This is a genomic window from Crocinitomicaceae bacterium (assembly GCA_016708105.1).
Taxonomy (GTDB): domain Bacteria; phylum Bacteroidota; class Bacteroidia; order Flavobacteriales_D; family Crocinitomicaceae; genus JADJGJ01.
Window position 1 is genome coordinate 2,095,024 of sequence record JADJGJ010000001.1, and the last position, 12,699, is coordinate 2,107,722.

General features: G+C 38.0%; 11 protein-coding genes and 2 tRNA genes. 3 read left to right on the forward strand and 10 right to left on the reverse strand.

The features are described from left to right. Positions 1 to 79 precede the first annotated feature (79 nt). The 4 genes from IPH66_09195 to IPH66_09210 form a co-directional block, all read right to left on the reverse strand. Positions 80 to 163: transfer RNA gene (locus IPH66_09195), tRNA-Leu, on the reverse strand. Positions 164 to 1,188: 1,025 nt separating this feature from the next. Next, positions 1,189 to 1,261, reverse strand: a tRNA-Gly gene (locus IPH66_09200). A gap of 521 nt (positions 1,262 to 1,782) precedes the next feature. Beyond that, positions 1,783 to 2,244 (reverse strand): DinB family protein, encoded by a 462-nt coding sequence (locus IPH66_09205; protein ID MBK7129522.1) that lies wholly within the window; start codon positions 2,242 to 2,244, stop codon positions 1,783 to 1,785. A gap of 299 nt (positions 2,245 to 2,543) precedes the next feature. After that, positions 2,544 to 2,993, reverse strand: coding sequence for a DUF2452 domain-containing protein (locus IPH66_09210; GenBank protein MBK7129523.1), 450 nt, complete (start codon positions 2,991 to 2,993; stop codon positions 2,544 to 2,546). A gap of 92 nt (positions 2,994 to 3,085) precedes the next feature. Between IPH66_09210 and IPH66_09215 the strand changes: the two genes are divergently transcribed. Further along, positions 3,086 to 5,290 carry a TonB-dependent receptor gene (locus IPH66_09215; protein MBK7129524.1) on the forward strand — a complete coding sequence of 735 codons (2,205 nt, stop codon included), beginning with the start codon at positions 3,086 to 3,088 and terminating at the stop codon, positions 5,288 to 5,290. A gap of 4 nt (positions 5,291 to 5,294) precedes the next feature. On the opposite strand, the gene IPH66_09220 is transcribed toward IPH66_09215, so the two are convergent. The 5 genes from IPH66_09220 to IPH66_09240 all read right to left on the reverse strand — a co-directional run bounded on the left by IPH66_09220 (position 5,295) and on the right by IPH66_09240 (position 9,455). Continuing rightward, complete coding sequence (locus IPH66_09220) at positions 5,295 to 6,539, reverse strand: 50S ribosome-binding GTPase (GenBank protein ID MBK7129525.1); 1,245 nt, start codon at positions 6,537 to 6,539, stop codon at positions 5,295 to 5,297. Positions 6,540 to 6,870: 331 nt separating this feature from the next. After that, complete coding sequence (locus IPH66_09225) at positions 6,871 to 7,761, reverse strand: sulfate adenylyltransferase subunit 2 (GenBank protein ID MBK7129526.1); 891 nt, start codon at positions 7,759 to 7,761, stop codon at positions 6,871 to 6,873. A gap of 51 nt (positions 7,762 to 7,812) precedes the next feature. Further along, a complete protein-coding gene (locus IPH66_09230) occupies positions 7,813 to 8,505 on the reverse strand; it encodes a phosphoadenylyl-sulfate reductase (protein MBK7129527.1) in 693 nt (230 codons plus the stop codon). Between the two features lie 73 nt (positions 8,506 to 8,578). Next, positions 8,579 to 8,998: an Rrf2 family transcriptional regulator gene (locus IPH66_09235; GenBank protein MBK7129528.1), complete on the reverse strand. Its 420-nt coding sequence runs from the start codon at positions 8,996 to 8,998 to the stop codon at positions 8,579 to 8,581. Positions 8,999 to 9,017: 19 nt separating this feature from the next. Then, a complete protein-coding gene (locus tag IPH66_09240) occupies positions 9,018 to 9,455 on the reverse strand; it encodes a GNAT family N-acetyltransferase (protein ID MBK7129529.1) in 438 nt (145 codons plus the stop codon). Between the two features lie 219 nt (positions 9,456 to 9,674). Here IPH66_09240 and IPH66_09245 point away from each other — a divergent pair, with 219 nt between their 5' ends. Next, positions 9,675 to 10,541, forward strand: coding sequence for a sigma-70 family RNA polymerase sigma factor (locus tag IPH66_09245; protein MBK7129530.1), 867 nt, complete (start codon positions 9,675 to 9,677; stop codon positions 10,539 to 10,541). Here IPH66_09245 and IPH66_09250 read toward each other — a convergent pair. Beyond that, complete coding sequence (locus IPH66_09250; protein MBK7129531.1) at positions 10,533 to 12,335, reverse strand: ATP-binding cassette domain-containing protein; 1,803 nt, start codon at positions 12,333 to 12,335, stop codon at positions 10,533 to 10,535. The two genes, IPH66_09245 and IPH66_09250, sit on opposite strands and share 9 nt — an antisense overlap. A gap of 158 nt (positions 12,336 to 12,493) precedes the next feature. Between IPH66_09250 and rpmH the strand changes: the two genes are divergently transcribed. Continuing rightward, on the forward strand, positions 12,494 to 12,655 hold the full coding sequence (rpmH, locus tag IPH66_09255; GenBank protein MBK7129532.1) for a 50S ribosomal protein L34: 162 nt from the start codon (positions 12,494 to 12,496) through the stop codon (positions 12,653 to 12,655). Positions 12,656 to 12,699: the final 44 nt, after the last annotated feature.

Consider the following 12,699-nt stretch of genomic DNA (forward strand, 5'->3'; position numbering starts at 1 on the left):
GTGAGTTGGAGTGTGAGAGTGAGAAAAAAAAATCAGAGTTCGTGTTTCGCTCTCGCTCTCACACTCACTCTGATTTTTGTACCCGAGACGGGACTTGAACCCGTACAGTATTGCTACCACAGGATTTTAAGTCCTGCGTGTCTACCAGTTCCACCACCCGGGCATCACTACTTGTGTAGTATTTCAAATTTCTTTTTTTCTTCCGTTGAAGAAACCCTCAGAGCGTGTCTACCTCCCGATAGTTATCGGGACCACCACCCGGGCATCACTACATGAGTAGTATTTCAAATTTCTTTTTTTCTTCCGTTGAAGAAACCCTTAAAGCGTGTCTACCTCCCGATAGTTATCGGGACCACCACCCGGGCATCACTACATGAGTAGTATTTCAAATTTCTTTTTTTCTTCCGTTGAAGAAACCCTCAGAGCGTGTCTACCTCCCGATAGTTATCGGGACCACCACCCGGGCATCACTACATGAGTAGTATTTCAAATTTCTTTTTTTCTTCCGTTGAAGAAACCCTTAAAGCGTGTCTACCTCCCGATAGTTATCGGGACCACCACCCGGGCATCACTACATGAGTAGTATTTCAAATTTCTTTTTTTCTTCCGTTGAAGAAACCCTCAGAGCGTGTCTACCTCCCGATAGTTATCGGGACCACCACCCGGGCATCACTACATGAGTAGTATTTCAAATTTCTTTTTTTCTTCCGTTGAAGAAACCCTCAGAGCGTGTCTACCTCCCGATAGTTATCGGGACCACCACCCGGGCATCACTACATGAGTAGTATTTCAAATTTCTTTTTCTTCCGTTGAAGAAACCCTTAAAGCGTGTCTACCTCCCGATAGTTATCGGGACCACCACCCGGGCATCACTACATGAGTAGTATTTCAAATTTCTTTTTTTCTTCCGTTGAAGAAACCCTTAAAGCGTGTCTACCTCCCGATAGTTATCGGGACCACCATCCGGGCATCACTACTTGTGTAGTATTTTATAGTTTGTTTTCATTTCTTCCGTTGAAGAAATAATCTATTGGTAATCTTGTTGGTATCCATTATTTTTTTCAATAATGGTTACTCGTTTGTAACTCCCACGTGAGGGATTTGTGGCTGCAAATTTACATACAAGTTTTATATGTAGCATCATAAAATAAAAAAAGGATGAGTGAAATTTCACTCATCCTTTTTTTGAGCGGGAAACGGGGCTCGAACCCGCGACCTCGACCTTGGCAAGGTCGCGCTCTACCAACTGAGCTATTCTCGCAATTCAATTTACGAAGCCCATAGGGCAAGTAAATTGATCCCGATTGAGTATCATTCAGCAATGAATGATGCGAATATCGGGATAAGCTATTCTCGCAACTCAATTTACGAAGCCCATAGGGCAAGTAAATTGATCCCGATTGAGTATCATTCAGCAATGAATGATGCGAATATCGGGATGAGCTATTCTCGCAATTCAATTTACGAAGCCCATAGGGCAAGTAAATTGATCCCGATTGAGTATCATTCAGCAATGAATGATGCGAATATCGGGATGAGCTATTCTCGCAATTTCAATACTTCAACACCTGAATCTGAACGTTTTCAGATTTTATTCAATCTCTTGAACCAGATTTCGTGCTGCAAATATAATACAGATTAATTTTTTTTACCAAATTCTTACCTGTATCTTTTTTTGTTCTTATGACAAAGATAAGAAAGTCAAGGCATTAAACCAAATATTAAATCAGGGCCTGCCTACCTGCTTTGTCGTGAATCGTGATTTTCTGTCTTAATCATGTCTTATTGCAATACTACGCGCTTCAATGCCATCACGTATCCAAGATGCAAACTTTCATGCACGTTGACAAAAAATAATGCTTGGTCAAAATTTTGTATCGTGTTGCCGTAACTGGTGGTATATTCAGAATAAGTCTTGAAAATTCCGGAATCCACATCTTTTTGCAACTGAATAATTTGTTGAACTAATGCTGATTTAATAAAATCAAATTCAGTTTGGTTAATCGGTGCTGAAGGAACCGATCCTTTTTTATACAGCTCAACAAAAGCGGCATCAAGATTTCCTGAGTGTCCACTTAAACGGTACAATAATCCCTGATTGGTTGCAACCATGTGTCCCAAGTGCCAAGCAATATTTCCTGAAAATCCGGTTGGAATTTTATTGACTTGATCAAGACTCAACCCCGCAATTGCGCTCAAGGTATTTTGTCTGGTAATTTGAAGTAAAGTGATTGGTGTTGTCATGTGCTAATTATTTGGAGTAAACTTAAAACTAAATTTTGTATCGGGGAAAATATTCTAATATCCATATTATCGCAATCGTGCAAAATCTTACCACGAGGGTTGCGATAGAAAATCGTTTCAGTAGGCGCAGGTCGCGACCTGCGCCTACTGATGGATGTATAATATGCAACCCAAACAACGCTCACGGAATTTATTTGATCCGGATAAAAAAAAGACGCAAGACAATTATTGAAAAAAATTAAAGCTCAAAAAAAAATCTGACAAAGTGAAATCAAAATTTGTTGTCAGATAGGTACACCTTATTCATTTGATGTTGACAGAATTTCCCACGTGTGGTCAGCCAGCAGACGAACAGTGGCTTGCCAGATGAAATCATCTTTTCTGGTTGATCTCCCCCATTCATGCGGTGCAATTACGGAAAGTACCTGGGTATTTTCTGCAGTTTGGTAAAGATGATATGTATGATTGATAATAGGCTCAAATCGAAATTCAGCCTGATAAATTTTTTCTGAGATTTCTTTGCGTAGATTAATTTTTTTTGCCTGTTCAGCAAGCAACTGCATTTGCTCATAAATTTGAGTTAATTGCTGATCAGTCTGATATTCCATGGCTGACAAGGCCCTGCCTTTTATTTTGCCTTTATCCTCCGGTTTAATCAGTGCACTGCCTACATGATGAGCATACTCCAGCGAGTGCGGATTTTCCGTAATCTTGTCTTTATCTATGGGATTTTGAAATTCGTCTGCCATACTGAATCGGATAACAAAGATAAGGATTAATGAATTGATTTTCTTTTGTTTTTTTGAGATGAATCTATCTTACCTTTGAAAAAAACAAGGCTATGAGATATTTGTTCACGCTGATTGGGTTTGCCATTTTTCAAATCGGTATTTCTCAACAGAATTTTACTTTCAAAATTTTGGATCATGGCACAGGTGAACCCATTCCCGGTGCTTTAATTAGTATACCTGAACTAAAAATCGGAACCGCTTCAGCAGCAGACGGAAATGCTTTACTTGAGAACATACCAAACGGAACTTATCACGTGAAAGTATCTTCAGTTGGCTACCTTGACACCTTGTTTGAAATGAGTTTTCCAACACGTCAGCAAGAACCAAAAATAATTTATCTGGTGTCAAATGAAATGCTGGATGAAATTATCATTGAAGGAACCCGAAGCAATAAATCTATTTCAGACACACCAACACGCACTGAGGCGTTGACTGATGAGATAGATGAAGCGGCATCTATGGAACCGGGCAAGGTAAGTCATTTATTAACGCATACAACAGGAGTTAATGTGCAAACAACATCTGCATCATCTAACGGTTCTGTAATTCGTATGCAAGGCATGAACGGACGATACACCCAGTTATTAAAAGATGGTTTTCCAATGTATGGCGGCTTCTCAGGTAGTTTTGATATCATGACTATTCCGCCGCTTGATTTGCGACAAGTCGAGTTTATAAAAGGACCGGCTTCAACCTTGTACGGTGGCGGAGCAATTGGTGGTATCGTGAATCTTTTATCCAAAACACCAGCTATGGATGAAACTATGTTGCACTTAAATTATTCTTCCATTGGATCAAGAGATTTTAACGCGTTTGTATCAAGAAAATTCGGCAGTTTTGGATTCACCAATTTAGCATCTTTTCACAATCACATGCCTTATGATGCAGATGGCGATGGGTTTTCAGATATCACAGAAGTTGGAAAATATAATTTCAATCCACGATTTTTTTACACCCCAAATAAATATTGGGATTTTTATGCCGGCTTTAACATGACCAATGATCATAGGCGTGGAGGTGATATGAATTTATTGTATGATGAACCTTTTTCTTTGCTAGATTTTTATTTGGATGAACAGAGGAGTCAACGCTATTCTACTCAGGCAAAAATTTCATGGAAAATTTCAGAATACTCAACAATTGAATGTAGAAATAGTGTGAGCTATTTTAAACGCTATCTGACTATTCAAGAAAACCCAAGTACACTCACCCGTTTCAAAGGAGAACAACTCAGTTCATTTTCAGAATTGAACTACGGTTTTAAAAAAAATAATCATACGCTTGTAGCCGGTGTTAACTACGTTACTGATGCTTTTGAAGAATTCAAATATGTGAATGATACGCTACGAGATCAGTGGTATAAAACAGCAGGCATTTTCATGAACGAAGTATGGGATCTACACAAAAAAATATCACTTGAAGGTGGTTTAAGAGCAGATTATGTTATGGCCGGTTCACAACGTTCAGACGCACCCGAAAACTATTTTATTCTCCCCCGATTGAGTTCTCTTTTTAAACTTGCAAAAGGATTCACCGTGCGCTTGGGAGGTGGAATGGGATACAGAATGCCAACTATTTTTAATGAAGATTCTGAACCCATTGGATACAAAAACATCAAGGCAATAGATTTTAATTCGGTCAAACCTGAAGAATCACTTGGTGGAAATTTAGACTTAAAATACACTACCAATTTAGGTTCAAAAAACTTATTGCTTTCTATCAATCACATGTTCTTTTACAACATCATTGATAACCCGATATTTTTATTAGCTGACTCAACCGGTTATCTGGAATATAAAAACTACGGAAACAAGATTCACAGCCGTGGCTTTGAAACTCAAATTAAATTTACTTTTTGGAAAATCACCTGGTTTTTAGGTTACACTTACAATGAAGCATTTCATGAAACTGATTCATCAAACATTTGGTTAACCCTTACACCAAAACACAGCATCAAAGGAGATTTTCTTTTTGTAGATGAAGGAAAATGGCGCATTGGAGTTGATTATGAATATAAATCAAGTCAATGGTTATCAACCGGAATTTCAACGCCTGCAATTTTTATGTCAGGGATTGTGATTGAACGCACTTTTGGTAATCTTACATTATTTGTCAATGCAGAAAATTATACTGACGTAAGACAAACACGTTATGAAAGTTTAGTATCATCTCCAAACAATACACCTCAACACACAGAAATTTGGGCGCCACTTGATGGACGATTTATCAACGGTGGAGCTAAATTGAAATTGTAATTTACTACTCTTTAAACCCTACTGCAACGGTTCCGTTAGTGCCCTCATCAATCAGAATGAAATAACCATTGTTGTGATTTGATTTATAGCCATCCAAAAACAAAGGTGATGCTGCTTTAATTTCAACTTGGTTAATAGAATTTGCACCAACATGTTCCGGAGATGCTTCAAACTGCAATGAATTAAAATCAAGCTGACTTTCTACTGCGCTCACTTTAACCGGCACAACCGCGGCTCCGTATTGCAATAAATATTTTTTGTTGACCACCAATTCATCTTTATCTAACCAACAGAGTTTGGAAGAAATATTTTTGTAGCCATCAAATTTTTCTGCAGATTTTGTTAAGACATCACCGCGTGAAATATCAATATCTCTTTCCAGTTCAATGGTAATGGATTCTCCGGCAGATACGGTTTTTAAGTCACGTGTAAATTTGTGAATGCGTTTAATTTTAGCTGATTGACCGCTGCTCAATACAACCAACTCATCACCTACGGACAAGGATCCGCTTTTCAATTTTCCTGCATAACCTCTGTAGTCATGAAACTCATCTGATTGCGGACGAATTACATATTGTACATTAAATCGAGCCGGCACATCAAGCTCCGTTTCAACTTGAACTGATTCAAGATATTCAAGTAAAGTAACACCCGTAAACCAAGGTGTATTTGTGGATTTGTTAACCACATTATCACCCAATTTTGCTGAGATTGGAATGAAGGTAAGATTTTTATTCAGCAAATTAAATTCTGTTTTGAGTGATTCAATTTCAGATTTAATTTTTTCATAAACTGTCTGATCAAAATTCACCAAATCAATTTTATTTACCACGATAACAATTTCTTTAATTTCCATCAAAGCGGCAACAAATAAATGCCTTTTGGTTTGTTCAATAATTCCCTGACGAGCATCAATGAGAATAACAAACACCTGAGAATTGGATGAACCTGTGATCATGTTGCGCGTGTATTCAACGTGTCCTGGCGTATCTGCGATAATGTACTTTCTTTTTTCAGTAGCAAAATAAATATGCGCTACGTCAATGGTAATTCCCTGCTCTCTTTCAGCCGTGAGACCATCAGTTATCAATGACAAATCCATTTCAGCCAAACCACGCTGAGCAGATATGCTGCGAATATTTTCCAATTTATCTTTAGACAATGATTGCGTATCAAACAATAAGCGACCAATCAAAGTACTTTTTCCGTCATCCACACTTCCGGCTGTTGATAATCTTAGTATTTCCATATTTTCCTTTTTTAAAGGGATTAGGTGTTAGGTGTTAGGTGTTAGGTGTTAGGTGTTAGGTGTTAGATGTTAGGTGTTAGGTGTTAGGTGTTAGGTGTTAGGTGTTAGGTGTTAGGTGTTAGGTGTTAGGTGTTAGGTGTTAGGTGTTAGGTGTTAGGTGTTAGGTGTTAGGTGTTAGATGTTAGGTGTTAGGTGTTAGGTGTTAGGTGTTAGGACTCAGGGTTTAGGGCTAATACTCAAAGTAAAACGTACCCTAATTCCTATGCCCTAATTCCTAATTCCCTAATTACTATGCCCTAATTCCTATGCCCTAATTACTAATCCCTAATCCCTAAAAATACCCCACCGACTTTCTTTTTTCCATGGCAGCTTCAGAACGTTTATCATCAATACGTGCTCCCCGTTCAGAAATTTCGGCAGCTTTAATTTCAGCAATGACAGATTCAAGATCATCAGCTTTAGAATCAACAGCAGCTGTACAAGTCATGTCACCTACAGTTCTGAAACGGACAATCATTTCAAAAACTTCTTCATCAGCATCGCGGTTAATATAAGCTGAGTCTGACCAGATAAGACCATCGCGGAGGAATACATTTCTCTTATGTGCAAAATAAACTGAAGGCAATTCAATTTTATTTTCGCGGATATAACTCCACACGTCTAATTCTGTCCAGTTTGAAATTGGAAAAGCTCTCACATTTTCACCTTTGTGAATGCGCCCGTTGAGAATGTCAAATAATTCAGGACGTTGATTACGTGCATTCCATTGCCCAAAATCATCACGTACAGAAAATACTCGTTCTTTAGCGCGAGCTTTTTCTTCATCACGACGTGCGCCACCAATACATGCATCAAATTTAAATTCTTCAATTGCGTCAAGCAGCGTAACAGTTTGCAAATTATTTCTGCTGGCATATCGTCCGGTTTCTTCTTTTGCTTTTTTTGCATCAATAGAATCTTGCACGTAACGCACAATGAGATTCAAATTAAATTTTTTCACCAGCCAGTCACGGTACTCAATAGTTTCCGGAAAATTGTGCCCGGTATCAATATGCAAAAGCGGGAACGGCACCGGCGCAGGATAAAATGCTCTGATAGCCAAATGCACCAAGGTGATGGAATCTTTTCCACCGGAAAATAATAGCACCGGTTTGTCAAATTGCGCTGCTACTTCTCTGATGATATAAATTGCTTCATCTTCTAGTTTTTCAAGATAACTCATACATTTCAAGTTGAAAAAATATTCTTTTTTTTATTTAATTCGCTAGTTGAATTAGCCGTGTAAGCCACATTCTTTTTTGCTGCTTTCCCACCACCATCTTCCTGCTCTGAAATCTTCTTCGGGTTGAATTGCGCGCGTACAAGGCGCACAACCGATGCTTGGAAAACCTTTTTTATGCAAGGCGTTTACAGGCACATTGTGTTGGTCGGTATATTCATCTACTTCCCGTTCTGTCCACTCAAAAATTGGATGCACTTTAATGATTTGATTAGCTTCATCCCACTCCACCATATCCATATCTGCTCTGTTTTCAGACTGCTCTCTGCGCAAACCGGTAATCCAAATTTGTTTACCTGCAAGAGCACGCTTGAGTGGTTCAATTTTTCTGATACGACAACACTCTTTGCGGTTTTCAACAGATTCATAAAAAGAATATGGTCCCTTTTGACTTAGCAACTTTTCTATCGCAGATTGATCAGGATAATAGGTTTGAATTTGCAATTTATATTTCTGAATGGTGCGCTGAAATACTTCATAAGTCTCTTCAAACAATCGTCCTGTATCAAGGGTGAAAATTTGAAAGTGATTTTGATTTTTAAAAATGCTATGCGTGATTACCTGATCTTCTTTACCAAACGAAGTAGAAAAAACAACATCAGCATACCCTGATGAAAGAGTATTTAGTACCTCATCCAGTGTTTTGCCTTTTAACGCTTGCAACAACTGTTCAGCCTGATTTTTCATTTTCTTTTTTGATTTTTCCGGCACAAATATACATATTCTATCGGATAAGTAGATTATTATGGCAAAAAAAATTTTATCCCTCCGCTTTTAAGATGTCTTTCAATGATTTATTGGCAAGAATTTTAAGCGTTTCATTGCGCACTTGTTTCATAATCTTATTCAATCCACACAAAGCTTCATCATGACATTCAATGCACGGCTCATAATAATTCAAACTAACGCAAGGCAGCAGGGCAATAGGACCGCTGAACATTCTGATCACATCTGCCAGTTTAATATCCTTAGGATCTTTGAGAAGATAGTAACCACCGCCTTTTCCCATCTTACTGGTTAGGTATCCGGCTTTTTTCATTTCTAATAATATGCTTTCAAGAAATTTTTTTGGTATTCTGGTGTGTTCTGCTACTTCACTAATTAATACCGGGTGAAGTCTCTCTTGCTTACCTAAATAAGTAAGTGCGTGAAATGCATATTTTGTTTTCTTGTTTAACATATTCTACTCCAAAAGTAGATTATTTCAGGAACTTGACAAAATGATACCCCTTTATTACATATCCCAGGTTATAATAAAATTTATGTGAAGCAGTATTTTGAACATACGCATTTAGTTCTGTTGCCTCATATCCATTCACGTTGGCGTAATTAAAAATCCACTCAAATAATAAATGCCCAATCCCCTGCCCTTGATAGTCAGGATGAATAATAACATGATCAGGTTCAATACTTCTGCCGCAATAATGTCGCGTCATAAACCACAAACCGCAAATACCAATAAGTTGATCTGCATGATAAATTCCAAGACACTTATAATTCTGCCCGGCCATTTCAACTACGCGTTTTTCTAAAATATCTGCCGGGGTATCCGTATTAATAATGCGCATGAGCGGCATAATAACATTTATATTTTCAGGTTCAATAAAAGAAAATAGTATTTCAGAAGATTGTTTCATAAGGCATCAAAATTAGCTATTTGAATGGGATAGATGTGCAGCAATTAAAACCAAAGACTAGCATAGAATTGAAAACTTATTTTGAGTCTTTAGGTCAGAATTAAAAAAAAATGACTAAACTTAAACGAAAAACAAAACGGACAGCCAACAGATAAGCCAACCCATACGAAGGTTTACCCGTCTTAACTAACAGGAGTACAAACCTAAAAAACTACAGACATGAGGCAGTTAAAAATTACCAAACAGGTTACTAACAGAGAAACAGCATCACTTGACAAATATTTGCAAGAAATTGGAAGAGTTGAATTGCTTACCCCGGATGAAGAAGTAGACCTGGCTCGCAGAATAAAGCAAGGAGATACCAAAGCATTAGACCGATTGACAAAAGCAAACCTTCGTTTTGTGGTTTCTGTTTCAAAACAATATCAAAATCAAGGATTATCACTGCCTGATTTAATCAATGAAGGAAATCTTGGATTAATTAAAGCAGCCCAACGATTTGATGAAACGCGCGGATTCAAATTTATTTCATACGCCGTGTGGTGGATTCGCCAATCTATCCTTCAAGCTTTAGCTGAGCAGGCACGTATTGTCAGACTACCTCTCAATAAAATTGGACTGATCAACAAAGTGAATAAAGCTTTTGCTGAATTAGAACAACAACTTGGGCGCACACCAACCATTGATGAACTTGCTGATGCCTTAGATATTTCTGACGCTGACGTGAAACAATCTTTGGCCGGTTCTACCCGACACATCAGTATGGATGCTCCATTGAAAGACGACGATGAAGGATCATCTACATTGCTTGATATCATGCAGGGTGACAACAATAATCCAGAGAAAGATCTGATTATTGAGTCTTTACGTGGTGAAATTCTGCGATCTTTAAATACCCTGAAACATCGTGAAGCAGATGTGATCCGATTGTATTATGGTTTAGACGGATCAGCCCCTATGACCCTGGCAGAAATTGGTGAGCGATTTGACCTTACCCGTGAACGTGTGCGTCAAATCAAAGAAAAAGGAATAAGAAAATTGAAGAACGCTTCACGCAGTAAAATTCTCAGAGCCTACTTAGGATAATAATTTTTCTTCAGTTACTTGAATTCTATGAAGACGGGCATAAGTCCCGTCTTTTTTTATGAGTTCTTCGTGCCGGCCGCTTTCAGTAATTTTTCCATTTTCTAAAACAAGAATCTGATCAGCATTTTGAATAGTTGATAAACGATGCGCAATGACAAACGACGTACAACCAACCATCAATTTATCTAATGCAGCCTGCACTAATTTTTCTGATTCAGAATCAAGAGCACTGGTAGCTTCATCAAGAATTAAAATGCGTGGTTTTTTTAATACTGCACGCGCAATGGCAATACGCTGTCTTTGCCCGCCTGAAAGTTGAATACCTCTTTCACCTACCAAGGTTTCAAATTGATGCGGAAAACTCATGATAAAATCATAGGCATTGGCTTGTCTTGCTGCTTCAATGACCTCTTCGTCTGTTGCGTCAGGCCGACCATATAAAATATTTTCTCGGATGGATCCACCAAAAAGAATAACCTCTTGCGGAACAACGGCAATTTTTTCTCGCAATGATTTGTTTGAAATGGAATTGTATGCAATACCGTCAACAGTGATTGTACCGCTTGCAGGCAAATAAAATTTTTGAAGCAATGCCGCAATGGTAGATTTGCCGCCACCTGAACCGCCCGCTAATGCAGTAATATGACCCGGTTTACACTGAAATGAAATATCTTGTAAAACAATATTTTCTTTTCGTTCAGGATAAAAAAAGTTCACCTTTTCAAAACTGATTTCGCCTTGGCATTGCACTATGTTTTGCCCTTCTATTCCTTCTTCTTCTACTTCATCTAAAATGCCAATGATATGTTCAGTAGATCCAATTGCCTTTTGAAGTTTTGCATACAAATCAGGTATAGATCCAAAACTGGTTCCAATGAAAATAGTATAGATAATAAAGGATGTAAATTCTGATCCCGTTATCTCTCCCCCGTTTTGCATTTCCTTTGCTTTCCAAATGATAAATGCAATTCCGCCGAACAGGCAAAAAATAATAAACGATACAAATAGCCCGCGCATTAAACCACTTTTAATATTGCTTTTCAATACTTCAGTAATAGATTTTGCATAACGATTTGATTCAAAATTTTCATTGGTATATGCTTTGACATTGAGAATACCGGTCAACGCTTCAGCCAAAATATTATTTGCATTAGCAGATTCAGTTTGCGCTTTTTTGGACAGAGAACGAATGTATCTTCCAAAAACTAAAGCAATAAGCGCAAGCACAGGAACCACTGCCAGCATCCACAGACAAAGTTTCCATGAAATAAAAAAGATGACCGTAACAGAAACAACAATCGTTAACAGTTGCCGAAAAAATTCTGCAATGGTAGTATTAAAAGTATCTTGTAACAATTGTACATCAGTAGCAATGCGAGAAGTGAGTTCACCCACCTGATTTCTGTTGTAGAAATTAACGGGTAAAAAAAGTAGTCTATTAAATGAAACCAGGCGAATATCACGCAAAACCTGTTCAGTAACCTGATTAAAAAGCACCACTCTGAAAAATGAAAAAATAGCCTGCGCTCCAAAAACAATCAACATGACAAGCAATACGTTATTGATATTATTAAAATCTAATCCGGGCAATTGCATGATAGGTTTTTCATTTGGATTGGCACCAAGTAATTGCCCCATCAGCGCAGGAAATAACATGGCTGTTGCGCTGCTTAGAACCAGAAAAAGCCAGCCGGTGAGATAGACAGAACGGTAAGGTTTGATGAAATAAAGTAAGCGCTTGAGCGTAATCTTTGCTGAGGCTGCCTTAATTTTGCGTGATGAATTTTTTTCCATTGGGTGCAAAAGTACCGTAATTACAGGTGTTTTTATAATAAATTCAAGGGCAAATTACAAAAAAAAGTAGGGACACCTTTGTATTATTGAGATTTGTTGTATCTTTGCGCTCCGATTTGAATCGGAAAATTGACATTAACAGCTAATACCAAAGCGCCATGAGCAAAAGAACATATCAACCATCAGTCAGAAAAAGAAGAAACAAACACGGTTTCAGAAGCCGTATGGCAACTGCTAACGGAAGACGCGTATTAGCGGCTCGCAGAAAAAAAGGAAGAAGTAGATTAACCGTTTCTGACGAAAAACTAGCAAAACAATAAGTTTTAACTTATCATACATTGGATAAACCTCTCCGTTTTGGAGA

Coding starts and splice junctions, on each gene's coding strand:
- IPH66_09220 (MBK7129525.1), bottom strand. CDS start 6,539: ATGGAAATACTAAGATTATCAACAGCCGGAAGTGTGGATGACGGAAAA.
- IPH66_09205 (MBK7129522.1), bottom strand. CDS start 2,244: ATGACAACACCAATCACTTTACTTCAAATTACCAGACAAAATACCTTG.
- IPH66_09245 (MBK7129530.1), top strand. CDS start 9,675: ATGAGGCAGTTAAAAATTACCAAACAGGTTACTAACAGAGAAACAGCA.
- IPH66_09235 (MBK7129528.1), bottom strand. CDS start 8,998: ATGTTAAACAAGAAAACAAAATATGCATTTCACGCACTTACTTATTTA.
- IPH66_09225 (MBK7129526.1), bottom strand. CDS start 7,761: ATGAGTTATCTTGAAAAACTAGAAGATGAAGCAATTTATATCATCAGA.
- rpmH (MBK7129532.1), top strand. CDS start 12,494: ATGAGCAAAAGAACATATCAACCATCAGTCAGAAAAAGAAGAAACAAA.
- IPH66_09230 (MBK7129527.1), bottom strand. CDS start 8,505: ATGAAAAATCAGGCTGAACAGTTGTTGCAAGCGTTAAAAGGCAAAACA.
- IPH66_09250 (MBK7129531.1), bottom strand. CDS start 12,335: ATGGAAAAAAATTCATCACGCAAAATTAAGGCAGCCTCAGCAAAGATT.
- IPH66_09240 (MBK7129529.1), bottom strand. CDS start 9,455: ATGAAACAATCTTCTGAAATACTATTTTCTTTTATTGAACCTGAAAAT.
- IPH66_09210 (MBK7129523.1), bottom strand. CDS start 2,993: ATGGCAGACGAATTTCAAAATCCCATAGATAAAGACAAGATTACGGAA.
- IPH66_09215 (MBK7129524.1), top strand. CDS start 3,086: ATGAGATATTTGTTCACGCTGATTGGGTTTGCCATTTTTCAAATCGGT.